Here is a 23,756-nt window from a genome sequence, read left to right as displayed (position 1 = left end):
ACTCACGGCACGGCTTTTCTTCTGTGACCGCATGTTAATTAATATAAAGAAAATTATGTCTCTAGAAAATATCAAAAAATCAGAAGTCGTCACGCAATTTTCTCGCAGTACAAATGATACTGGCTCTCCAGAAGTACAAGTGGCGTTATTAACCAGTCGTATCAATGAGTTATCGGTACATTTCAAGGTTCATATGAAAGATCAGCACAGTCGTCGTGGTCTACTGCGTATGGTCAGCCGACGCCGTAAACTCCTTGACTATCTGAAGGCTAGGGATATTGACCGTTATCGTACGGTGATCCAGAAGCTGGGACTGCGCAAGTAAACAGCTCAATAACAGGCTTCTACCTGAATTAGCAGGCAGATGCAGGTATTTTATTTTTAGAATTGTAGTGTGCTGTATTCTGCAGGTATATGCATGCACCGATCTACTAGTAATCAAAATAGGATTTCGCGTCATTCGATGTGCAGCAGAAATACTGCTGTTGTCTTTCTCGATTACGATATTTCCTATTTTGAGCGCCTCGCAGCGTATCGGGAACGGTCGATGGGCCCAGCCGCGCGGTGCGCATGATGCCTCAAGGAGTGAAAATGTTTAATAAGGTCGTTAAAGAATTTAAGTGGGGCCAGCATAAAGTGCGGCTTGAAACGGGAGAGATCGCCCGTCAGGCAAGTGGTGCAGTCATTGTCGATGTTGAGGACACTGTCGTGCTCGCAACAGTGGTAGCGGCGAAATCCGCCAGGGCAGGGCAAGATTTTATCGCGCTGACTGTCGACTATGTGGAAAAGGCATATGCAGCCGGTAAAATTCCTGGTGGCTTCTTCCGTCGAGAGGGTCGTCCTTCCGAGAATGAGATAGTAGTCTCACGGCTGATCGACCGCCCATTGCGTCCGCTGTTTCCGGAGAGCTTCTACAACGACGTACAAGTAGTAATCCATGTACTATCAATCAACCCAGAGATTCCAGCAGATATTCCATCGATGATTGGCGCTTCAGCAGCGTTAACTATCTCTGGTATTCCGTTTAATGGGCCAATTGGCGCATCTCGTATCGCCTATATCGACAATCAGTTCGTGCTTAATCCAACGCGCTCGCAGTCTCAGTCGTCAAAGTTAGACTTGGTAGTTGCCGGTACCGAGCGTGCAGTATTAATGGTCGAAGCAGAAGCTCACCAGTTGTCGGAGGAGGTGATGCTTGACGCAGTTATGTTTGGTCATAAGCAGATGCAAGTAGCGATCGACGCCATCCACAATCTTGTTAAAGAAGGTGGCAAGCCTCAATGGGATTGGCGGCCAGCACCGAAAGATGAGGCATTGATTGCGCGTGTGACGGGGTTAGCGCTTACTGAGTTACAGACGGCATACCGAATGCAGCAGAAACAGCAACGTTCGACAAAGCTGAGGGAGGTATACACGTTAGTTTCGACCAAGATTGCCGAGCAAAATATGGCAGCTGGGACAGCCATCGTTAATACTATGCTGATCGATAAAATCTTATGCGATCTCGAGGCGAAGATTGTACGTAGTCAGATATTAAACGGTGAGCCGCGTATTGATGGGCGTGACACATGCACTGTGCGTCCGATCGAAATCCGAACTGGAGTACTACCGCGCGCGCACGGCTCAGCGCTGTTTACTCGAGGCGAGACACAAGCTCTAGTAGTGGTCACGCTCGGTACGAGAGGTGATGAGCAGATTGTCGATGCGATCGAGGGCGAATATCGCGATCGCTTCATGCTGCACTACAATATGCCACCGTTCGCGACTGGTGAAACTGGCCGCATTAGCTCGCCAAAGCGACGCGAGATTGGTCACGGCCGTCTTGCTAAACGTGCACTTGTCGCGTGCCTACCAGATGATGATGAGTTCGGCTATACAATCCGTGTCGTCTCTGAGATTACTGAGTCAAATGGCTCATCGTCAATGGCGTCCGTATGCGGTGGCTGTTTAGCACTGATGGACGCGGGTGTACCTATGAAAGCCCACGTAGCAGGCATCGCTATGGGATTAATCCTTGATGGCAATAAGTTCGCGGTTCTAACTGATATCTTGGGAGACGAAGACCACCTAGGTGATATGGACTTTAAGGTGACAGGCACCACACAGGGTATAACTGCACTTCAGCTAGATATTAAGATCCAGGGTGTCACAAAGGAAATTATGTGGGTTGCTCTTATGCAGGCAAAGCAAGGCCGACTGCATATCCTGGACAAGATAACCTTAGCAGTGCCATCGATAAGTACACAGCTGTCGCAGTTCGCACCTCGGATAATCACAATGAAAATTAATCCGGAAAAAATTCGTGATGTAATCGGAAAGGGTGGTTCAGTAATTCGGGTGTTAACAGAAGAAACTAAGACAACAATCGATATCTCTGATAATGGTGTTATAACTATTGCCAGCACAAGTTCTGAGGGCATGGCCGAGGCGAAGATGCGTATTGAGAGCATTACAGCAGAAGTAGAGGTCGGTCAGATCTATGAGGGTGAGATCCTAAAGCTTCTAGATTTCGGCGCAATTGTAAATATACTGCCGGGGCGCGACGGTCTATTACATATTTCCGAGATTGCGAATGAGCGGATTAAGGATATTAACAACTATCTCAAGGAAGGTCAGCAGATAAAGGTTAAAGTCATCCAAACCGATGAGAAAGGTCGGGTCCGATTATCTATGAAGGCACTACTTAACGAGATTTCGGCTACATCGCTTGTAACGCCCGTGATACCACAAGTAGAGCATTAAGTAATGCAATCGAAGTAGTATTTACTACATAAGACAAACCAGACGAAGTGTGGTATGTACCATTTCAAACTAAGATTGCATGGTCAGAATTCTTCGGTTACTTCAGGCTATTTAAGCATCGTCGGAAACTTAATGACCACACGGAATTCCGTATGAAAGCGATTGAGATAACCAAATATGGTGCTCCTGATGTCTTACAACTCAGTGAGCGCCAGATACCGGAGCTTCAGCCAGGTGAAGTGTTGATCAAGGTTAGAGCGGCCGGGGTAAACCGCTCGGACGTTTTTCAGCGCACCGGAAATTATCCCGCACCACCGGGCGCATCAGATATTCTTGGTCTAGAAGTCGCTGGTGAAATCGTCGACGGTGATCTTGATAACTCGAATAATCTATTTAACCTGACGCGTAGGCAACATGTGTGCGCTCTCGTACAAGGGGGCGGATATGCTGAATATGCAGCTGCGCCACTCGCGCAGTGCCTACCCGTGCCAGCAGGTCTATCAGACGTATATGCTGCGTCATTACCCGAGACGTTTTTTACCGTCTGGAGTAATGTATTTGATCTTGCTCGGCTGGGCGAGAGGGGAGCAGAGAAGGCATTGTTAGTACAAGGTGGCTCTAGTGGTATCGGCGTGACAGCAATTCAGCTGGCACATGCTTTTGGTCATCGAGTGTTTGCCACGGCTGGTAATATAGAGAAATGCAGCGCATGCGAAGCGCTAGGCGCTGAGCGTGTGATTAACTATAAAACTGAGGACTTTGTTTCCATTGTCAGGTCATTGACCAATAACTACGGCGTCAACGTGATCTTAGACATGGTAGGTGGTGCTTATGTAAATCGCGAGTTAAGTGTGCTAGCTGATGATGGCTGCATCGTAATAATTGCGCTGCTCGGCGGCGGCAGAGCACAGATTAATTTAGGCGAGGTGTTACATCGACGCTTAACATTGACTGGCTCGACGTTGCGGCCGCGATCAGTGGAATTTAAAGCCGCTATCGCTGCGCAATTATATGAGCGAGTGTGGCCGCTGATCGAGTATGGAACGGTCAAGCCTGTAATTCACAAGATATTTCCGGCTGAGCAGGCAGCTGCGGCACATACAATGATGGAGCTGGGTGAGCATATCGGAAAGATTGTGCTGACCTTCTAGATATGTTAATTTGACCGTAACCGGCGCTGCACAGTAACATAATAAAATTACGCACAAATTTTTCTTGCGGATGCACTAATGCCGGCACGTCACAGATCAATCGGCCTATGGCAAAAAAACAACGAGCAAAGTTAGTTGTTGGAAACTGGAAGATGAATGGCTCTATCGCTGAAAATGATACGCTGTTGAACGGGCTTGTACAACGCGCAGCAACGCTAGAGTCACGGGTTCTACTAGGCGTGTGCGTACCATATCCATATCTTGCACAAGTCCAGATGCAACTAACTGGCACACCAATCGCATATGGTGTACAGGATGTATCTGCTTATACGCATGGTGCATATACAGGAGATGTTTCCGCTAGGATGGTTGCTGAATTTGGTGTAACGCTAGCTATCGTTGGTCACTCAGAGCGCCGCACGTTACATACAGAATCTTCTAAATTAGTGGCGGCTAAAGCGCAGCGTGCCCTTGAAGCTAATATTATACCGATCGTTTGCGTCGGAGAAACATTAGATGAACGGCGAGCTGGGCAGACCAATACTGTTATACATGCGCAGCTGACTGCAGTACTAGACACACTAGATAAAGATCATGTGGCTCGATTAATTGTCGCATACGAGCCGGTTTGGGCCATTGGCACAGGTCAGAGTGCAACAGCCCAGCAGGCACAGCAAGTCCATGCCGTATTACGGAAACAGCTTACCACTAGGGGTGGTATTCGGGTACCGCTGCTATATGGTGGCAGCGTGAAGCCGGATAATGCAGAGGAATTATTTTCACAGGTTGATATCGACGGCGGTCTTATTGGTGGCGCATCGTTATCCGAGATTGATTTTCTTGCAATTAGCGCTGGATCTTTATAGGTAATTTCAATGTTGTTTTTAAGGACGTTTATTATCGTAGTTCAAGTGTTTTCGGCGCTTGGCGTGATTGGACTTGTTCTAATGCAGCATGGTAAAGGTGCTGATATGGGTACAGCGCTTGGTAGCGGAGCGTCTGGTAGTCTCTTTGGTGCAAATGGCTCAGTCAACTTCCTATCGCGCACAACAGCGGTTTTTGCGACTGTGTTTTTCATTAGTACACTTGCTTTAAGTGCGCTTGTTAATTATCAGCCACAAGCCAACGATATCTTATTAGACGGTGCGCCCCCACTAGCAGTGCGAGACTCAAAAACAAGTTCAGGGCCAGCTTCCGGTTTTGCAGCGCCCTCTTTGCCTTCCCCCGTGCCGGAGTTGAATGTACCCAAATAACACACAAGTTAGTAAAACTATGTTTTCTGATATGTATAGAAAAACGTATTTTGTGCGTTGAACAAACACCTCAACCAAGTTACAATCCACATATTGGAGCAATCTTGAGACAATTTGCAGTAATAAAAGCAATAAACAGATAAAAATCAGAGTGCATTCATAATGGCAAGCAGTGCCGACGTGGTGAAATTGGTAGACACGCCATCTTGAGGGGGTGGTGGCGCAAGCCGTATGAGTTCGACTCTCATCGTTGGCACCACAAAATGCAATGCCAGCCGCTTAAGTATATGCTTTAGTTGGCACTTATCTTTATACCGTTTTCTCGGTTTTGAAACTGTCAGTCACCCAAATCGCACCTTGAACTAACCGATAGAGGATAGTCTTGAACCCCGCCACCTATTTCCCTATCTTTCTGTTTCTTCTTGTGAGCCTCGGGTTAGGGATTACTTTAATTGGTCTCGGTAAGTTCTTGAGTGTAAATAAGCCAGACAGAAATAAGAATTCCCCATACGAGTGTGGTTTTGAGGCATCTCAAGATGCGCGAATGAGGTTTGACGTACGATACTATTTAGTTGCTATTCTTTTTATTATTTTTGATTTGGAAACGGCTTTTCTCTTTCCTTGGGGTGTTGCGTTGCGCGACATCGGTTGGCCGGGTTTCATGGCGATGATACTCTTCCTGCTCGAATTTCTGCTGGGCTTCGTCTATATCTGGAAGCGTGGTGGTCTCATCTGGGAGTAATCGAAAAGTCCGCACTTGAATCTCGGGCGAAAAGCTATCGGCCTGTCTGGAGTTGAAAGCAATGAGTATCGAAGGCGTCCTAAAAGAAGGCTTTCTCACCACAACATCTGATAAGTTAATAAACTGGGCTCGGACAGGTTCGCTGTGGCCAATGACGTTCGGGCTCGCCTGCTGCGCGGTTGAGATGATGCATGCCGGTGCTTCCCGATATGACCTAGACCGCCTTGGTGTCGTGTTTCGACCGAGTCCACGTCAGTCTGATGTCATGATCGTAGCCGGAACTTTATGCAACAAAATGGCGCCTGCATTGCGCAGGGTATATGACCAGATGGCTGAGCCACGCTGGGTAATTTCAATGGGATCATGCGCGAATGGTGGTGGCTATTATCACTACTCGTACTCTGTCGTCCGTGGATGTGATCGAATTGTTCCGGTTGACATTTATGTGCCCGGCTGCCCGCCAACTGCCGAAGCGCTGATCTACGGCATCATCCAATTACAAGAAAAGATCCGCCGAACAAATACTATCGCTCGTCAGTAACATGGAGGTGTTTCTTGTATGGTAAGTAAACTCGAGACCCTAGAGGCTAACCTTCATAAAGCATTCGGTGACAAGTTGAAAAGTACGTCCGAGTTGCTTGGACAGTTAACTATCGTTGTCGGCGCTGGCGATTTAATTGATGTAGCGATCCAGTTACGCGATAATCCATCGCTCAGCTTTGAGCAATTAACAGACTTATGCGGCGTCGATTATTCGACGTACGGCAATAGTAGATATGACACTCTACGCTTTGCTACGGTGACACATCTGCTGTCGATCCGAAATAACTGGCGCCTGCGTGTTCGGGTATTTGCGCCGCAAGACGATGCACCTATTCTGCCATCGCTGATCCGTGTATGGAATTCGGTCAACTGGTATGAACGTGAAGCCTTCGATCTATATGGCATCGTGTTTGAAGGCCATCCTGATTTACGTCGCATTCTGACTGACTACGGTTTTGTCGGCCACCCGTTCCGTAAAGATTTTCCGCTGTCCGGCTATGTCGAGATGCGGTACGACGCGGAAGAAAAACGCGTTATCTACCAACCTGTCACAGTTGAGCCGCGCGAGATTACACCGCGTGTGATTCGCGAAAAACACTATGGCGGTCTAAAAAACTGATTCTTTATCCGCCAAGGCCCGACTGCGGATTCTATAGCGAGCGCATGCTATCTGCCTAAGCCATTAAGTTTCTAGTAAGCCTGCCGAATATGCCTGATATTAAAAACTACACGCTGAACTTCGGTCCTCAGCATCCAGCAGCGCACGGCGTGCTGCGCCTGGTGCTCGAGTTAGATGGTGAAGTAATCCGGCGTGCCGATCCGCATATCGGTTTATTACATCGAGCAACTGAAAAGTTGGCTGAGCATAAAACATTCATCCAATCAGTGCCGTATATGGATCGTCTCGACTACGTGTCAATGATGGTCAACGAGCACGCGTATGTTATGGCGATTGAAAAGCTCCTTGGTATCGACATACCAATCCGGGCGAAATATGTTCGTGTGATGTTCGATGAGATCACGCGGATCCTAAATCACTTGATGTGGCTCGGCGCTCATGCGCTGGATGTTGGTGCGATGGCAGTGTTTCTATATGCGTTTCGTGAGCGAGAAGACTTGATGGACGTCTACGAAGCGGTATCTGGCTCACGTATGCACGCGGCATACTATCGTCCAGGTGGTGTCTATAGCGATCTGCCGGATACGATGCCGCAATATAAAGCCTCAAAGATCCGCAATAAAAAAGCACTTGCTCACCTCAACCAGAACCGTCAAGGTTCGCTACTTGATTTTATAGAAGATTTTACCAGCCGTTTTCCTAGTTGCGTAGATGAATATGAGACTCTACTAACTGATAACCGGATCTGGAAGCAGCGGCTAGTTGGTATTGGTGTTGTTACGCCGGAGCGTGCGCTGCAACTCGGTATGACTGGACCGATGCTACGGGGTTCGGGTATTGAATGGGACTTGCGAAAAAAGCAGTCATACGAAGTGTATGACAAACTGACTTTCGATATTCCAGTCGGCACGAGTGGCGACTGTTATGACAGATATCTCGTACGAGTCGAGGAGATGCGCCAGTCGAACTGGATTATTAAACAGTGCATTGAGTGGCTACGCAAGAATCCTGGTCCAGTGATAGTTGACAACCATAAAGTCGCACCGCCATTTCGGCTGGATATGAAGTCGAATATGGAGGAATTGATTCACCATTTTAAACTCTTCACGGAGGGTATGCATGTACCCAAGGGTGAAGTATATGTCGCTGTTGAGCACCCGAAGGGTGAGTTCGGTATTTATCTAATCTCGGATGGCGCGAATAAACCATACCGGCTGAAAATTCGCGCGCCTGGCTATGCGCATCTTTCCGCTCTTGACGAGATGGCTCGAGGTCATATGATTGCGGATGCGGTCACGATTATTGGAACACAGGATATTGTATTCGGCGAGGTCGACCGGTAGCGTAACAGCTTGAAGCATCGGGTATAGAACGATGCTTTCGCATTAAAGAGTGTCAGGTCGGCCGATAATAGTCAGCCGGCAGGTTTTCGTTCGGTAAACATTGAATGAGTTGTACCTGAAAATGATTTCAGATAAAGGTCTTAGAGAAATTGATCGAGCGGTAGCAAAGTACCCCGCTGGTCGCCAGAAATCCGCCGTGATGGCAGCTCTTGCAATTGCGCAGTGCGAGCAAGGCTGGCTATCGCCAGAGCTGATGCAATTTATTGCCAACCACTTAAAAATGCCAGCTATCGCGGTTCAAGAGATCGCAACGTTTTATACCATGTATGAAACCGCGCCAGTTGGTCAATACAAGATCACGCTATGCACGAATCTATCTTGCCAACTAGGAGGTGCTGAAGAAGCCGCGAAATATCTCAAGCAGAAACTAGGAATTAATTTTGGTGAGACAACACCAGATGGTAAGTTTACACTAAAAAAAGGTGAGTGTTTTGGTGCCTGCGGCGATGCACCGGTGATGTTACTAAACAATCACCAGATGCAGAGTTTCATGAATCGCGAGAAGATTGATCAGTGGCTTGAGGAGTTGTCTAAATGACATCTTTACATAATCGACATATCAATCCGCTGATCCTTGCAGGTCTTAACGGCGAGAATTGGCACTTACAAGACTACATCGCACGAGGTGGATACCAGCAACTGCGCCGCATTCTTGAAAAGAACATCCCACCAGAGCAAGTAATTTCGGACGTGAAAATATCCGGTCTACGTGGCCGTGGTGGCGCAGGATTTCCAACAGGACTCAAATGGAGCTTTATGCCACGTCAGTTTCCTGGACAGAAGTACCTGGTGTGTAACTCTGACGAAGGCGAGCCTGGCACATTCAAAGATCGCGATATTCTGCGCTGGAATCCATACGCATTGATCGAAGGTATGGCGATTGGCGCATATGCGATGGGTATTACTGTCGGCTACAACTATATTCACGGCGAAATCTGGGAGGTCTACGAGCGTTTCGAGCGAGCTCTAGACGAGGCTCGTTCTGCTGGTTATCTCGGTCATAATATCTTAGGTAGCAGTTTTTCGTTCGAGTTGTATGCTCATCACGGTTATGGTGCTTATATTTGTGGCGAGGAAACTGCACTACTCGAGTCACTCGAGGGTAAGAAAGGACAGCCTCGGATCAAGCCGCCGTTTCCAGCTAGCTATGGTGTATTCGGAAAGCCAACGACCATTAACAACACTGAAACATTCGCAGCAGTACCGTTCCTACTGGCGATTGGCCCGCAAAAATACCTAAGATTAGGCAAGCCAAACAACGGTGGCACAAAGATCTTCTCAGTGTCTGGCGACGTAAACTGGCCTGGCAATTACGAAGTGCCACTCGGCACATCATTTTCAAAGCTCATGGAGCTGGCCGGCGGTGTTCGCGGCAAAATTAAAGCTGTGATCCCAGGTGGTTCATCAGCACCAGTAGTACCTGGCGACCAAATGATGCAAACTGACCTTGATTATGACTCACTGGCGAAGGTCGGCTCTATGCTTGGTTCCGGCGCAGTAATTGTAATGAACGATACGCGTTGTATGGTGCATTCGCTGTTACGTCTGTCATACTTTTACTACGAGGAGTCATGTGGGCAATGCACGCCGTGCCGCGAGGGCACTGGCTGGCTATATCGGGTTGTACGTCGGATTGAACATGGTCAAGGGCGAAAAGAAGACCTAGATCTACTACACTCGATCTCGGAGAATATTATGGGCCATACGATCTGTGCGCTAGGGGATGCAGCCGCGATGCCGGTACGCGGCATGTTAAAACACTTCTGGAGCGAATTCGAATACCACATCACACACAAGCGTTGCTTCGTTCTGTCGCAAAGCAGCATATAGTATGGGCGCGTTTATAAGACTGGATTGGGGGAACCATCACTATCATGGTTGAACTTGAAGTAGACGGCAAGAAAGTCAAGGTGCCGGAAGGCAGTATGGTGATCCAAGCTGCACACAAGGTCAATACGTATATTCCTCACTTCTGCTATCACAAAAAGTTATCGATCGCGGCAAACTGCCGGATGTGTTTGATTGAAATTGAGAAGATGCCGAAGGCTTTGCCAGCATGCGCGACTCCAGTGTCTGCTGGAATGATTGTTCGAACGACATCGGACAAGGCAATAAAAGCACAGCAGTCTGTGATGGAGTTTCTATTAATTAACCACCCGCTAGATTGCCCGATCTGTGACCAGGGTGGTGAATGCCAGCTGCAGGACTTAGCAGTCGGATACGGAAAATCCGCATCGCGATATTCAGAAGAGAAGCGTGTTGTATTTCAAAAGAATGTCGGGCCTCTGATCTCAATGGAAGAGATGACTCGCTGCATTCACTGCACGCGCTGTGTGCGCTTTGGTGAGGAAGTAGCTGGAATAATGGAACTTGGCATGCTAGGCCGTGGTGAGCTGTCGGAGATCACAACATTTGTTGGTAACTCGGTTGACTCTGAGTTATCCGGCAACATGATTGACTTGTGTCCGGTGGGTGCGTTGACTAGCAAGCTTTTTCGCTATAGCGCTAGGACATGGGAATTATCACATGGGCACTCGGTGAGTCCGCATGACTCAGTTGGCGCAAATCTGATTATACAGGTACGGAACAATCGAGTAATGCGTGTGCTACCGCTAGAAAACGACGCGATTAATGAGTGCTGGATTTCAGATAAAGACCGCTTTTCATACGAGGCGTTAAATAGCACAGATCGCCTGACACAACCAATGCTAAAACAAGACGGAAAGTGGCATGAAGTCGACTGGGAAACTGCACTTGCTTATGTTGCTCACAACCTAAAAAACATCAAGGCCTTGCATGGCGCAAACGCGATTGCTACGCTCGTCAGCCCACACAGTACTCTTGAAGAATTATTTTTGCTCAAGACACTGACTCATGCGCTGGGGAGCACGAATTTAGATTTTCGGCTGCGTCAAAGTGATTTTTCTGCACTACTGAAAGGCGTGCCGTGGCTTGGTATACCAATAGCGATACTATCCAGCGCCGATTCGGCATTCGTAATCGGTTCATTCCTGAATCGCGATCATCCGCTTCTAGCGGCACGATTGCGCCAAGCTGCTGCTAGTGGCGCTACAGTGAGTTTATTGCACGCGAGCGCCGATGATGCACTCATCAATATTGCGCACAAAATAGTTTTACCGCCGTCAGATTGGATTAATGCTCTAGCTGGTGTAGCTTCTGCGGTAGCTAAGATCCGTGGCATAGCCTTTCCGGTTGAGCTTGGCAGCATTCAGCTAGATGCTGTTTCGCAGGGGATTGCTACTTCTTTGTTGAATGGCAAGCAACGATTGATTTTGTTAGGCGCGAGCGCAGTAAACCACCCAGAATTCGCGAAGCTGTGCGCTATTGCACAGTGGGTCGCGCAGATGAGTGGAGCAACGCTCGGATTTCTGCCGGAAGCGGCCAATACTATCGGCGCTCATCTAGTTGGTGCGCTACCCGGTGCAGGTGGTGCTAACGCTGCGCAGGCATTTTCGTTACCGCATCCAGCGTATCTGCTATTCAATGTTGAACCGGAGTTTGATGTCGCGAATCCACGTCAGGCTCGCGTGGCACTAGCACAGGCAGAAATAGTCGTCTCACTATCGTCATTTAAGGCCGGCGCAGACTATGCGGATGTACTATTACCGATTGCGCCGTTCACCGAGACAGCTGGTACGTTTGTTAACGCACAAGGCACGGTTCAAAAATTCACTAGTGTTGTGCGCCCGCTCGGTAACTCCCGCCCAGGCTGGAAGGTGCTATGCGTACTAGGCAATCTACTTGGGTTACCAAATTTCGATTATATGAAATCTGAGGAAGTAGCTGCTGCAGCATTGAGAGGTATAGATGTGCAGTCTCGTTTATCGAACGTGATGTATGCGCCACTAGCTCGCGGTACATTAGTGCGTATGGCCGGAACATTTGAGCGGATTTCTGATGTGTCAATCTATGACGCTGATCCACTAGTGCGTCGTGCACCGTCGCTTCATCTGACCAGAGCAGCGAAAGCTGCGCTGTGCGTATCGTTACCTGCTGCGCTTTTTGACCAACTTGAGCTAAAGAGGGGGGACATGGTACGTGTGCGCCAGGGCGAGGCATCGGTCATACTGCCGGCACTGCGTGATGCGAAGCTGCATAATGCGGTGGTACGCATTCCGGCAGCGACATCCGCCGTAGCCGAACTTGGTGGTCTGTTTGGTGATCTTCTGGTGGAGAGGGTTTAATGGGTGTGTTCGGAACGATCAATGCAACCGGTAGTTATTTTCTAGGCGTAGCATGGACAACCGTATGGGCACTGATACGCATTCTCATTATATCGGTCGTGATTCTTCTAGGTGTCGCCTATCTAATTCTATGGGAGCGCAAGCTGATTGGCTGGATGCATATGCGACTTGGACCTAATCGCGTTGGGCCGCAAGGGCTATTGCAGCCAATCGCAGATGTTCTTAAGCTGCTACTTAAGGAAGTAATCCAGCCGGCACAGGCTACTAAATGGCTCTACCTTATTGCGCCGATCATAGTTGTAGTGCCTGCATTCAGTGTTTGGGCGGTAATTCCTTTTCAGGCCAAGGCAGTGCTTTGTGATATTAACGCCGGTTTATTATATACCATAGCTATTACCTCGCTCGGCGTATACGGAGTTATCCTTGCTGGCTGGGCTTCGAATTCGAAGTACGCATTTCTTGGCGCAATGCGTGCAGCTGCACAGATGGTATCGTATGAAATTGCGATGGGCCTCGCGCTGGTTGTTGTATTGATGACATCCGGCAGCCTCAACCTGTCCGATATTGTGCATTCGCAAGGTTGCGGGTTGTTCGCTAGGATCGGCCTAAACTTCTTATCATGGAATTGGCTTCCACTACTTCCGATATTTGTTGTCTACTTCATCTCTGGTATAGCTGAAACTAATCGACACCCTTTCGATGTTGTCGAAGGGGAGTCAGAAATCGTCGCTGGGCATATGATCGACTACTCAGGGATGGCGTTCGCGCTGTTTTTTCTCGCCGAGTATATCAATATGATTGTGATCTCAGCGCTGGCTGCAACGCTGTTCTTCGGTGGCTGGAGTGCACCGTTCGAGTTCTTATCATTTATCCCAGGCATCGTTTGGCTAGCGCTGAAGGTATTTATTCTTCTATCGGTATTTATCTGGGCTCGTGCGACGTTACCACGTTATCGCTACGATCAGATTATGCGTCTAGGCTGGAATATCTTTATTCCGGTATGTATCGTATGGTTGGTGGTGGTAGGTTTCTGGATTATGTCGCCGCTGAACATCTGGAAATAAGGTATCACCATGAATATATTTCAGAGTTTTTTTAAAACATTCTTTCTGACAGAGTTGCTTAAGGGGCTTGCGCTGACTGGGCGGTATGTGTTTCATCGCAAAATCACTGTGCAATTTCCTGAGGAAAAAACGCCGATTTCACCGCGATTTCGCGGACTACATGCGCTGCGACGCTATGAAAATGGCGAGGAGCGTTGTATCGCGTGCAAATTGTGTGAAGCGATTTGTCCGGCGTTGGCGATTACGATCGAATCAGAAATGCGCGCTGATAACACGCGGAGAACGACCCGTTATGATATTGATTTAACTAAGTGCATTTTTTGTGGATTCTGTGAGGAAAGCTGCCCAGTCGATTCAATCGTCGAAACGCAGATCTTTGAATATCACGGCGAGAAACGTGGCGACCTATATTTTACGAAAGATATGCTGCTAGCAGTTGGCGATCGCCATGAAGCCCAGATTGCGGCAGCGAAGGCGTCTAACGCGCAGTACCGGTGATCGTCGCAGGGTTTTTTTCTAGACACACCATATTATGACAACAATATGCCAATGATGATCTCGTAAAAATACATGGAATTCACAACTGTCTTTTTCTACATTTTTGGACTATTCATGGTCGCGTCAGGGGTAAAAGTGATTACCTCACGCAATCCAGTTAGCTCAGCACTATTTTTGGTACTTACGTTTTTCAATGCTGCAGCAATTTGGCTACTACTTGAGGCCGAGTTCCTCGCAATTTTATTAGTGCTCATCTATGTAGGTGCAGTAATGGTTTTATTCCTTTTCGTCGTAATGATGCTTGATGTTAACCTCAATATGTTTCGATATAATTTTCGCCGCTTCGTGCCGATAGCAACAATTATTGGCACGATAATCGTGATCGAGGTCACGCCCATCCTCTGGTATGGTTACAGCACGAACGTCTCGCTGATTAATGAAGGAAGCGCACAGATACTGCAAGCAACAAGAGCCGCGAACTCGACACTGTCGTCACTATCTAATACTCGCTTGATTGGCCGAATGATCTACAGCGACTATATTTTCGCGTTTGAGGTTGCGGGATTTGTACTGCTAGTTGCAATTGTTGCCGCGATTGCATTGACTATCCGAGACAGTAAAGATGCAAAGCATCAGCGTGTCAGTAGACAGATAAAAGCGCGACGCGAGGATCGCGTTAGATTAATTCAAATAACTACTGAAAAATAGATACTCAATATATCAACAAACTAATGCGCCAGGCAATACTTGCCTTAATAAGGTCAGCGGCATCTACTGACCGGGGATAAAGAGAAAGCAATTATGTTGAGCCTTGCTCATTACCTTGTGCTGGCTGCGATCCTATTTTCAATTGCGATCGTGGGGATATTGCTGAACCGCCGAAACTTGATCACCATCCTAATGGCAATTGAGTTAATGCTACTCGCAGTAAACACTAATTTTGTCGCATTTTCACACTATCTCGGTGACGTGCGCGGCCAAGTTTTTGTATTTTTCGTACTAACCGTAGCCGCAGCTGAAGCGGCAATCGGTCTTGCAATTCTGGTTACGTTGTTCCGTAGCCTCGACACGATTAACGTCGAGGATCTCGACCGGCTTAAGGGTTAAAGAAAAACCCATAACTGTTATGGCAATAATACTTAATCAAAATTTGCTGCTAGCCGTTCCACTAGCTCCCCTGACTGGCTCATTAATCGCCGGTCTATTCGGAAAAAAAATTGGTCGCCATAATGCGCATTTCGTGACAATTTTTGGTGTGGCGATCGCATTAGTGATCTCCATATTAGTATTTCTTGATGTTTTGGATGGCAGTAGCTTTAATAATACGATTTACACATGGTTAACACTACCAAATATCGTGCCGGGACAAGGAGGATTAAGGCTCGAAATCGGTTTTCTCGTCGATTCGCTAACAGCAATGATGATGTGCATAATCACTTTTGTGTCGCTCATGGTACACATCTATGCGATTGGGTACATGGCAAAAGACTCTGGATACCAACGTTTCTTCTCGTATATCTCGCTGTTTACGTTCTCGATGTTGATACTCGTAATGAGTAATAACTTCCTACAACTCTTTTTCGGGTGGGAAGCGGTCGGTCTAGTGTCCTACCTGCTAATCGGTTTCTGGTACACGCGTCCAAATGCAATCTATGCGAACATGAAGGCGTTCCTTGTAAACCGCATCGGCGATTTTGGGTTTTTGCTGGGTATTGGCCTAGTGCTCGCGTATACCGGCTCATTAAATTATGGTGACGTATTTAAGCATCGCGATGCATTGACCAGTGTCGGTGTTCTACCAGGTACACATTGGCAGCTAATCACGGTAACTTGTATTTGTTTATTTATCGGGGCGATGGGTAAGTCCGCGCAGTTTCCGCTTCACGTATGGCTTCCTGACTCGATGGAAGGCCCAACACCAATCTCTGCGTTGATCCACGCTGCCACGATGGTGACCGCAGGCATTTTCATGGTCACACGTATGTCGCCGCTGTTCGAGTTATCTGACAGCGCTCTATCATTTATCATGGTGATAGGTGCAATCACTGCTCTATTTATGGGCTTTCTTGGTATCGTGCAGAACGATATCAAGCGGGTGATTGCGTACTCGACGCTATCCCAGCTCGGTTATATGACAGTAGCGTTGGGCGCCTCAGCTTACTCAGCAGCAGTATTCCACCTGATGACCCATGCCTTCTTTAAGGCACTGCTGTTCTTAGGCGCTGGTTCGGTAATTATCGGTATGCATCATAACCAGGACATGCGTAATATGGGCGGGCTAGGTAAGTATATGCCAATTACATGGATCACCTTTTTGATTGGCTCGCTGTCACTGATTGGCACGCCGTTCTTCGCTGGCTTCTATTCGAAAGACTCGATTATTGAGGCAGTCAAGTTGTCGAACTTACCGGGCTCAGAATTCGCATATTTCGCGGTGACCGCTAGTGTATTCGTGACTGCATTCTATTCATTTCGGATGATTTTCATGGTGTTCCATGGCTTTGAAAACTTTCGAAACGTACATCACGATAGAAATTTGCCTATCTACAGTACAGTCCATAGTTATAGTGTATACAAAATTTCTAAGCCGCATGAATCTCCATGGGTAGTCACGCTGCCGCTGGTGCTACTTGCGATTCCATCTGTTGTCATCGGTGCAATTATGGTTAGCCCGATGATTTTCGGCGATTTCTTCTTGCATGGGGTTGTATTTAATACAGTTGTCTACGTCAGCAAGCACCACGAGACACTGCGTAAGATGAACGAGGGGTTCCCCGGATGGATTTTGATGGCGCTAAATTCTATCTTTAGCTTACCAACTTGGCTCGCGCTCGCCGGCGTTATTGTCGCTTGGTTCTTATGTCTGAAGCGGCCGGATATACCAATATCGATTCGCCGGAGTTTGTCGGGAATTTATGCACTGCTGAATAATAAATACTACTTAGACAAGATCAACGAAATTATTTTTACTAAAGGCACGGTGATATTTGGAAGAATACTCTGGGTGAAGGGAGATATTGCTATGATCGATAGCCTGATTATTAGAAGCGCGCAGGCTGTTACAAAGTTTGCCGGCGTGATGCGCTGCCTGCAAACTGGGTATATCTACCACTACGCATTTTCTATGGTTATCGGCATGTTGGGATTGCTGACCTTGTTTGTTACGCTGAGAAAATAATGCGAGGACAAATATGCATGCTCATTTTCCCATTTTAACTTTCGCGATCTGGCTTCCGATTGCATTTGGCATCATCGTTCTTGTAGTTGGTTCAGACAAAACACCGGGCGTTGTTCGCTGGATTGCACTGATCGGCTCGGTGGCAAGCTTTATAGTTACTCTGCCCTTAATTAGTGGTTTTGATGCAAATCTTTCAGCGCTGCAGTTTGTTGAACTGGTGCCGTGGATTAAAAGTTTTAATATCAGATATCACCTCGGTGTCGACGGGCTATCGATATGGTTTATCATACTTACCGCATTTATAGCGATTATCGTTGTAATCGCTGGATGGGAGGTAATTACAGATAACGTTGCACAGTATATGGCAGCTTTCCTAATCTTGTCCGGCCTGATGGTAGGCGTATTCTCGGCGGCTGATGGGATGCTGTTCTATGTGTTCTTTGAAGCTACACTAATCCCGATCTACTTAATCATCGGGGTCTGGGGTGGACCGAACCGTGTATATGCGGCCTTCAAGCTCTTCCTGTATACGCTAGCTGGATCTTTAGTAATGCTAGTTGCATTAATCTACCTATACACACACTCAAATTCATTTGAGTTGTCGACTTGGCAGGCACTACCACTCAGTATGACCTCCCAGGTGTTGTTATTTATTGCGTTCTTCTTAGCGTTTGCGGTAAAAGTGCCAATGTGGCCAGTGCATACGTGGTTACCTGATGCGCATGTTGAAGCACCAACTGGTGGCTCGGTTGTTTTGGCAGCGATTATGTTAAAACTGGGCGCGTATGGCTTTCTGCGCCTCTTATTGCCTACCGTACCAGATGCTAGCCACGTACTAGCTCCGGTTATGATTGCCCTGTCACTCATTGCTGTGATTTATATTGGCCTTGTGGCACTAGTGCAGGCTGACATGAAGAAGTTAGTCGCATATTCATCGATTGTGCATATGGGCCTTGTTACGCTCGGCCTATTTCTGTTTAGTCAGCTCAGCATTGAAGGAGCTATCATGCAGATGATTTCACATGGGTTAGTATCTAGCGCAATGTTTTTATGCATTGGCATACTATATGACCGTATGCATTCACGGCAGATTGCCGACTACGGCGGCATCGTAAACACGATGCCTAAATTTTCAGCTTTCGCAGTCTTGTTCTCGATGGCTAACTGTGGGTTGCCGGGCACATCTGGCTTTGTCGGGGAGTTTATGGTGATTTTGTCAGCCGTAAAATTTAACTTCTGGATTGGATGTCTCTCAGCAATCACACTGATTCTTAGCGCTGCTTACACACTGTGGATGGTTAAACGCGTCTATCTTGGTACTATCACAAACGATAGTATTATGAGATTAGGCGATTTAAGTCGCCGAGAGTTTTGGATGTTAATGGTGCTGACACTGCTCGTGCTGTATATAGGTGTTTTTCCTAAACCGTTTACGGATGTAATGCACGAATCGGTAGTTAACTTGCTTTCTCACGCTGCGCAGTCAAAACTGCCAGCGCGGCCTTGGTAAAAAAAGGGGAATTTAGAAAATTATGCAAAACACTCCCCTGAGTGCTCTGCTACCTGATGCATTCCTAATGATTGTGACGGTTGCAGTATTGCTAAACGATATCATAACCGGCAAGAAGGGATGCAGACTGACTTATATGATTGTAGTTGGGTCCAGCTTGATTGCTGCACCCTGGTATGCGGTGATTTCCATGAATGTTCATCCGCATTACTACTTCTCGAACATGTATGTAGTTGACTCTTTCGCGAGTTTAATGAAGTCGTTTCTTTTGCTTGGCTTCGCCGTATCGCTGATTTATTCGCGAAAATACCTCGAGGAACGCGCTCTCTTCCGCGGAGATTTTTACTTGCTAGCGCTGTTTTCACTGCTTGGACAGCTAGTCATGGTGTCAGGAAATAATTTCCTGACACTATACCTTGGCTTAGAACTAATGTCGCTATCATCGTATGCAATTATTGCGCTGCGTCGTGAGCTGCCGCAGTCTAACGAAGCGGCAATAAAGTACTACGTGCTTGGGGCGCTGGCGTCTGGCTTCCTGTTATATGGCATTTCAATGCTGTACGGCGCGACCGGATCGCTCGATCTGCATAACGTATCTACCGCGATTACATCAAACCGTATTAACTATGCCGTGTTACTATTCGGCGTGACTTTCATTGTTGCTAGCATTGCGTTTAAGATGGGGGGGGTACCATTCCACATGTGGGTACCTGATGTCTATCATGGAGCTCCAACCGCTATGACGTTACTGATTAGCGGTATCCCGAAGGTTGCGATTTTTGCATGGGGATGGCGCTTTCTAGTGATAGGGCTACTACCGCTAGCAATTGATTGGCAGGCAATGTTGATAACATTAGCTGCGCTATCATTAATTGTGGGTAACGTTACAGGTATCGTGCAACACAATATCAAACGGATGCTTGCTTACTCCGCGATCTCAAACACAGGCTTTATTCTGCTCGGCCTGCTATCTGGCGTTGTTGGTGGCCAGACAAACAGTGCGACGAATGCATACGGATCTACAGTGTTTTATGGCAGCATGTATCTATTAACGATCCTAGGATCATTCGGTATTGTGATGCTGCTTGCGCGACGCGATTTTGAGGCTGATTTATTAGACGACTTCAAAGGCTTAAATAAGCGTAGCCCAGTATTTGCGTTCGTAATGTTGTTAATGATGTTCTCTTTAGCGGGTATCCCGCCAACAGTTGGTTTTTATGCGAAATTTGCGGTGCTTGAAGCTGTAGTAAATGCAAAGCTAACATGGCTTGCAGTACTTGCAGTTATCACATCACTATTCGGGGCGTTTTACTATTTGCGCATTATTAAACTAATGTACTTTGACGAACCAGTTGAAGCGACACCAATTACTGCATATAGCGCTAATCGTGCGCTACTCGTTTTTAACGGCTTCACAGTGCTATTACTTGGAATTATTCCAGGGCCACTAATATCAGTTTGTATGCAAGCGGTGCGGCATACACTGCCGCTATAAATCTACTTAACTTGGCGAAAAATATCTACTTTGATCTCTGATCAAAGTAGATATACTTATCATATAGATAAGCACAAACTTACCAAGTAGTATAGATTACTAAGTTACGACTATTTTATAAGGTAAGACTACTGCGTTGCATAGTAAAAATAAAAACAGATTGTAATTTTTTATAAAGAAATACTGAATAAATTCAGATCCTGAAATAGACTTAGATTTTATTAAAAAGCAACTCAAATAGCTAAAAAATCTCACAACAGCATACCGTTAAATATGCTACTTATGAACGCTACTATTAGGTAGCCACTAGTTAGGATAAAATCCCAAATTTATAATATCACTACTAAATAGCGATTGTCTTGAAAGAAGTATCGCGTTTTTTTCTTAGAAAAGCATAAAGTTTACTATCAATACTGCATAAGCCAACTATTAAATAGAGTAAGTCATAGCTACTAATTCTTCAAGCCGTCTGTTAGCAAGATATCTTCTCAAACAAATCGTCCTGCAGTAGAATAACGATATTCAAATCTATAGGCGATGATATTTCCTTTAAATAATTGACTTAAGCTATTCCAGAGTGTAACTCTATACACCTCGACAATTTTTTTCCAAAGTACGCAGACACTTTAACTGTCTATTAAACTAATAAAAGTCATCGAAGTGAAATTTCCAAGCCACGATTGAGATCGTGGCTAAAAAATAAAAACGATATAAAAGTTATATGAGCCTAATCAATATAATTTAGCCGAATTCTATGTATCGCTAGAACTTGTATATACTTTTTTAAGCATCACTGCAATCATACATTGATGCCATGCCGGCAGCATAAAGAATAGCTCTCTTAGAGATAAAACGCTCAAGTACGTGCGGGCTGTTCCTGCAAAAAAGATTCAACCAAATAAGTATAAATAATTGATGTTTACAGCTGGCTTACGCCGAACGGCCACAAAGTTCATATTTTGCTGAGAAGTTGACGCTAGCTTATACTATTCATGCCGTTGATATCAGCGCAGGTGACCTGTTGAAGCCAGATTTTGGCTATTAGCCAAAATAATAAAATCCCGGTCATGATTGATCATGATGGCCGCGATGGCCAGCCGATTATACTATTTTAATCAGGCGCGATTCTGATCTACCTCGCGGAGAAAACCGGACAGTTCTTGGATTTTGATCCCGTCCAACGTTATGCAACACTGCAGTGGTTGATGTTCTAGATGGGTGGACTTGGTTCTATACTCAGACAGGCGTATTACTTCCAGATCTATGCCCCAGATCAGATCAAATATGCGGTTAATCGCTATACGAATAAAGCACATCGATATATATAGTGTGATGTAAAAACAACTAAATAAATATCCTTATCTAGCTAGACTATACCATCGCAGACATTGGAGCGTTCCCGTAGGTGTGTTCGTAGAAAAATCAGGGAATTGGTCTTAATATTTTACCAAATATCAGTCTATGAAAGCAGCGTATTAATACGCGGCCTCTCTGTGCAGAGAGGTATTGAAGTGCTTGTAGCTGCCGAAGAGCCATAACTAATACTAGGGCGCGCGACGTTCTGTTCGATTCTACTCAGAATACACGTCCTTAAAGATAGGTGATCAAAAAACTACGGATTAGCCGCTCAAAATAGTATTGCCCTATAGTCTTTTCTATTATCAGAAAATGTGGTACTACTAAATATAGTAGTGTTAAGCGTGTTAGCTTAGCTATAGCCGATAATATAGATCGGCTGATCTAGCATAAATACCGCTTGCATTATGCTCGGCGATGATCATAATAACTGCAGCATAATTCTATGCTATATAGCTCTGAATCTTTGATTCAATCATATTAAAATTATAAATTCAGCATTATATATGCAGTACTTTTAGTGCCTAAGTACCGGCGCTTTAGACTTAGTGAGTGAGTGACGCTGAACTTTCCTGTTGGTTCCTCCTCTATGTAGTACCTTCGCTGAGCTCTTTCGGCTCGAGCCGCGTAGCGTCTTTTTAGACTGACTGGGCTGGTAGCCTGGCACAGCGGGTTTAAATGGCGCAACCGGATCATTCCAACTGAAGGCAAGAATTTGGGAGTTGACGTAACCACAGCGGAATCTTAACACATCTGTTGATGCACCATGCTTGCGTATGCCGATTCCTCTAAGGGTGACGATTAAGTCGACTTTAACCCGTTGCTTGCCTTGATCAAACGATCCCTGCCATGCCTTGACTTCAGCGTGCGCAGCATCGAACGAGCTACGCAAAAATTTAACACGATCAAACACGCTCGATGTACCAACGATAAAGTCAGCATGCGCCGCGCAGTCTGCAACCAGTGGATGAGCTCTCATTTGCGTGATAAATTGGTAGACTAGCTCGTTATGGTGTTGAACTTGATTAGTGCGGCCTATCGTAGGAGAGACGATTGCTATAATTGCGAGGGTGTATAAGACTATGATACCGATCAGTCGTGATGTGGATTTACGATCCATCTAATCCTATGGCTATTTACTGCGCAAAAATTGCGGTTAATATAAAAAATGTGCGCCCCAAGTGAATTCACGCGAAATATTATTTAACCGCTTAGACATTAAGTATTAGGTTAAAGTTCTATCTTTATTCAAAGTGAATGAGTAGATCGACGGGCAGGTAAGGGGCTAGACTAAGCACGCAGGACTAGGTCCCGCCGTGCGGCGGAGATTAAACTGATATGTTGCACATTGAATATAGCTCACCCCTGATAATAGAAGGTGAAGGGGTGCAGACTAACGTGCTACAAAACTACGCTTCGCGTGGAGAGAAATATGCTGACTTATGTAGTCAGTCGGGATAGTAGTCTATCCCTGTCAATTAACAACAGCACTATGCTGGTACAGCATAGAAGTTATGAAGTTATACCCAAAGGTCAAAAAATTTTAGTAGCTATGTGATAATTATCCCGCTGTATCTCTACAGCTGGAAAAACAGAACCAGACTTATATAATAGAGATAAGATGTAGGCTATTTTAGAAGCCGTGTCACAAGTTGCAGCCACCATCGCATTTTTCCTCTATGCTGTAGGCTATAGACAGGGTATAGCGCTACGATAGTTTCTATCGATAACTACAACGCTTCACTAAGCACAGAAAAATTTTATATCCAATGAATAGCGCTCAGAGAGCTAAAAATATAATTTTGGCATGCAGCGATATGCGGATTTATCCGCTTAATATTATCGCACTGAAGATGAAAAATATCGTATTTTGATATTTTCTTGCTTATTAAAAATAATGCATCTCAGAAGAGATGTCTCAGAATATTCTGAGACATTAGAAATTATAGACATAATATGTGTATATGCACAGATATGTACAAATTAGTTTTTGCCAC

General features: G+C 46.1%; 20 protein-coding genes, 1 tRNA gene and 1 pseudogene. 21 read left to right on the top strand and 1 reads right to left on the bottom strand.

The window, feature by feature from the left end:
* The first annotated feature begins 55 nt into the window (after nt 1-55).
* The 21 genes and pseudogenes from rpsO to GJV44_RS03035 all read left to right on the top strand — a co-directional run bounded on the left by rpsO (nt 56) and on the right by GJV44_RS03035 (nt 21,997).
* Nucleotides 56-325, top strand: a complete 270-nt coding sequence (gene rpsO, locus GJV44_RS03135) for a 30S ribosomal protein S15 (protein ID WP_226806309.1) — start codon at nt 56-58, stop codon at nt 323-325.
* Nucleotides 326-585: 260 nt separating this feature from the next.
* Complete coding sequence (gene pnp, locus GJV44_RS03130; RefSeq protein WP_226806894.1) at nt 586-2,742, top strand: polyribonucleotide nucleotidyltransferase; 2,157 nt, start codon at nt 586-588, stop codon at nt 2,740-2,742.
* 152 nt (nt 2,743-2,894) lie between these two features.
* A complete protein-coding gene (locus GJV44_RS03125) occupies nt 2,895-3,893 on the top strand; it encodes an NAD(P)H-quinone oxidoreductase (protein ID WP_226806308.1) in 999 nt (332 codons plus the stop codon).
* Between the two features lie 107 nt (nt 3,894-4,000).
* Nucleotides 4,001-4,759: a triose-phosphate isomerase gene (gene tpiA, locus GJV44_RS03120; RefSeq protein ID WP_226806307.1), complete on the top strand. Its 759-nt coding sequence runs from the start codon at nt 4,001-4,003 to the stop codon at nt 4,757-4,759.
* 9 nt (nt 4,760-4,768) lie between these two features.
* Nucleotides 4,769-5,146, top strand: coding sequence for a preprotein translocase subunit SecG (gene secG, locus GJV44_RS03115; protein WP_226806306.1), 378 nt, complete (start codon nt 4,769-4,771; stop codon nt 5,144-5,146).
* A gap of 174 nt (nt 5,147-5,320) precedes the next feature.
* Nucleotides 5,321-5,405: transfer RNA gene (locus GJV44_RS03110), tRNA-Leu, on the top strand.
* Between the two features lie 123 nt (nt 5,406-5,528).
* Nucleotides 5,529-5,888 (top strand): NADH-quinone oxidoreductase subunit A, encoded by a 360-nt coding sequence (gene ndhC, locus GJV44_RS03105; protein ID WP_226806305.1) that lies wholly within the window; start codon nt 5,529-5,531, stop codon nt 5,886-5,888.
* Nucleotides 5,889-5,949: 61 nt separating this feature from the next.
* The gene (locus GJV44_RS03100; protein ID WP_226806304.1) at nt 5,950-6,429 is read left to right on the top strand and encodes a NuoB/complex I 20 kDa subunit family protein; all 480 of its coding nucleotides are present in this window, start codon (nt 5,950-5,952) and stop codon (nt 6,427-6,429) included.
* An 18-nt stretch (nt 6,430-6,447) separates the two neighbouring features.
* Entirely contained in the window at nt 6,448-7,050 is a 603-nt protein-coding gene (locus GJV44_RS03095; protein ID WP_226806303.1) for an NADH-quinone oxidoreductase subunit C, read from the top strand.
* A gap of 89 nt (nt 7,051-7,139) precedes the next feature.
* The gene (locus GJV44_RS03090; protein WP_226806302.1) at nt 7,140-8,393 is read left to right on the top strand and encodes an NADH-quinone oxidoreductase subunit D; all 1,254 of its coding nucleotides are present in this window, start codon (nt 7,140-7,142) and stop codon (nt 8,391-8,393) included.
* A 121-nt stretch (nt 8,394-8,514) separates the two neighbouring features.
* Nucleotides 8,515-8,991: an NADH-quinone oxidoreductase subunit NuoE gene (gene nuoE, locus GJV44_RS03085; RefSeq protein WP_226806301.1), complete on the top strand. Its 477-nt coding sequence runs from the start codon at nt 8,515-8,517 to the stop codon at nt 8,989-8,991.
* A complete protein-coding gene (gene nuoF / locus GJV44_RS03080) occupies nt 8,988-10,283 on the top strand; it encodes an NADH-quinone oxidoreductase subunit NuoF (protein WP_226806300.1) in 1,296 nt (431 codons plus the stop codon). The genes nuoE and nuoF overlap by 4 nt, the downstream gene beginning before the upstream one ends.
* A gap of 44 nt (nt 10,284-10,327) precedes the next feature.
* Nucleotides 10,328-12,658 carry an NADH-quinone oxidoreductase subunit NuoG gene (gene nuoG, locus GJV44_RS03075; protein ID WP_226806299.1) on the top strand — a complete coding sequence of 777 codons (2,331 nt, stop codon included), beginning with the start codon at nt 10,328-10,330 and terminating at the stop codon, nt 12,656-12,658.
* Nucleotides 12,658-13,722 carry an NADH-quinone oxidoreductase subunit NuoH gene (nuoH, locus tag GJV44_RS03070; protein ID WP_226806298.1) on the top strand — a complete coding sequence of 355 codons (1,065 nt, stop codon included), beginning with the start codon at nt 12,658-12,660 and terminating at the stop codon, nt 13,720-13,722. Before nuoG ends, nuoH begins: the two co-directional genes overlap by 1 nt.
* A 9-nt stretch (nt 13,723-13,731) precedes the next feature.
* Complete coding sequence (gene nuoI / locus GJV44_RS03065) at nt 13,732-14,220, top strand: NADH-quinone oxidoreductase subunit NuoI (RefSeq protein WP_226806297.1); 489 nt, start codon at nt 13,732-13,734, stop codon at nt 14,218-14,220.
* Nucleotides 14,221-14,292: 72 nt separating this feature from the next.
* Nucleotides 14,293-14,928, top strand: coding sequence for an NADH-quinone oxidoreductase subunit J (locus GJV44_RS03060; RefSeq protein ID WP_226806296.1), 636 nt, complete (start codon nt 14,293-14,295; stop codon nt 14,926-14,928).
* 93 nt (nt 14,929-15,021) lie between these two features.
* Entirely contained in the window at nt 15,022-15,327 is a 306-nt protein-coding gene (nuoK, locus tag GJV44_RS03055) for an NADH-quinone oxidoreductase subunit NuoK (RefSeq protein ID WP_226806295.1), read from the top strand.
* Nucleotides 15,328-15,346: 19 nt separating this feature from the next.
* The gene (nuoL, locus tag GJV44_RS03050; RefSeq protein ID WP_226806294.1) at nt 15,347-17,398 is read left to right on the top strand and encodes an NADH-quinone oxidoreductase subunit L; all 2,052 of its coding nucleotides are present in this window, start codon (nt 15,347-15,349) and stop codon (nt 17,396-17,398) included.
* A 13-nt stretch (nt 17,399-17,411) separates the two neighbouring features.
* Nucleotides 17,412-18,908, top strand: a complete 1,497-nt coding sequence (locus tag GJV44_RS03045; protein WP_226806293.1) for an NADH-quinone oxidoreductase subunit M — start codon at nt 17,412-17,414, stop codon at nt 18,906-18,908.
* A 22-nt stretch (nt 18,909-18,930) separates the two neighbouring features.
* Nucleotides 18,931-20,403, top strand: a complete 1,473-nt coding sequence (gene nuoN, locus GJV44_RS03040; protein WP_226806292.1) for an NADH-quinone oxidoreductase subunit NuoN — start codon at nt 18,931-18,933, stop codon at nt 20,401-20,403.
* Nucleotides 20,404-21,311: 908 nt separating this feature from the next.
* A pseudogene (locus GJV44_RS03035) lies at nt 21,312-21,997 on the top strand (glutathione S-transferase N-terminal domain-containing protein).
* A gap of 279 nt (nt 21,998-22,276) precedes the next feature.
* On the opposite strand, the gene GJV44_RS03030 reads toward GJV44_RS03035, so the two are convergent.
* Nucleotides 22,277-22,879 (bottom strand): BspC domain-containing protein, encoded by a 603-nt coding sequence (locus GJV44_RS03030; RefSeq protein WP_226806291.1) that lies wholly within the window; start codon nt 22,877-22,879, stop codon nt 22,277-22,279.
* Between the last annotated feature and the right edge of the window lie 877 nt (nt 22,880-23,756).

This window comes from Candidatus Vallotiella adelgis, from assembly GCF_020541305.1.
Lineage (GTDB): Bacteria > Pseudomonadota > Gammaproteobacteria > Burkholderiales > Burkholderiaceae > Mycetohabitans > Mycetohabitans adelgis.
The sequence above is the reverse complement of the archived record's forward strand: the minus strand, read 5'-3'. Positions and strand labels throughout refer to the sequence as shown.

Bases quoted from the DNA above. Each gene is read 5' to 3' on its own strand.
- rpsO (WP_226806309.1), top strand. From the start codon at position 56: ATGTCTCTAGAAAATATCAAAAAATCAGAAGTCGTCACGCAATTTTCT.
- GJV44_RS03125 (WP_226806308.1), top strand. From the start codon at position 2,895: ATGAAAGCGATTGAGATAACCAAATATGGTGCTCCTGATGTCTTACAA.
- tpiA (WP_226806307.1), top strand. From the start codon at position 4,001: ATGGCAAAAAAACAACGAGCAAAGTTAGTTGTTGGAAACTGGAAGATG.
- secG (WP_226806306.1), top strand. From the start codon at position 4,769: ATGTTGTTTTTAAGGACGTTTATTATCGTAGTTCAAGTGTTTTCGGCG.
- GJV44_RS03100 (WP_226806304.1), top strand. From the start codon at position 5,950: ATGAGTATCGAAGGCGTCCTAAAAGAAGGCTTTCTCACCACAACATCT.
- GJV44_RS03095 (WP_226806303.1), top strand. From the start codon at position 6,448: ATGGTAAGTAAACTCGAGACCCTAGAGGCTAACCTTCATAAAGCATTC.
- GJV44_RS03090 (WP_226806302.1), top strand. From the start codon at position 7,140: ATGCCTGATATTAAAAACTACACGCTGAACTTCGGTCCTCAGCATCCA.
- nuoE (WP_226806301.1), top strand. From the start codon at position 8,515: ATGATTTCAGATAAAGGTCTTAGAGAAATTGATCGAGCGGTAGCAAAG.
- nuoF (WP_226806300.1), top strand. From the start codon at position 8,988: ATGACATCTTTACATAATCGACATATCAATCCGCTGATCCTTGCAGGT.
- nuoG (WP_226806299.1), top strand. From the start codon at position 10,328: ATGGTTGAACTTGAAGTAGACGGCAAGAAAGTCAAGGTGCCGGAAGGC.
- nuoH (WP_226806298.1), top strand. From the start codon at position 12,658: ATGGGTGTGTTCGGAACGATCAATGCAACCGGTAGTTATTTTCTAGGC.
- nuoI (WP_226806297.1), top strand. From the start codon at position 13,732: ATGAATATATTTCAGAGTTTTTTTAAAACATTCTTTCTGACAGAGTTG.
- GJV44_RS03060 (WP_226806296.1), top strand. From the start codon at position 14,293: ATGGAATTCACAACTGTCTTTTTCTACATTTTTGGACTATTCATGGTC.
- nuoK (WP_226806295.1), top strand. From the start codon at position 15,022: ATGTTGAGCCTTGCTCATTACCTTGTGCTGGCTGCGATCCTATTTTCA.
- nuoL (WP_226806294.1), top strand. From the start codon at position 15,347: ATGGCAATAATACTTAATCAAAATTTGCTGCTAGCCGTTCCACTAGCT.
- GJV44_RS03045 (WP_226806293.1), top strand. From the start codon at position 17,412: ATGCATGCTCATTTTCCCATTTTAACTTTCGCGATCTGGCTTCCGATT.
- nuoN (WP_226806292.1), top strand. From the start codon at position 18,931: ATGCAAAACACTCCCCTGAGTGCTCTGCTACCTGATGCATTCCTAATG.
- GJV44_RS03030 (WP_226806291.1), bottom strand. From the start codon at position 22,879: ATGGATCGTAAATCCACATCACGACTGATCGGTATCATAGTCTTATAC.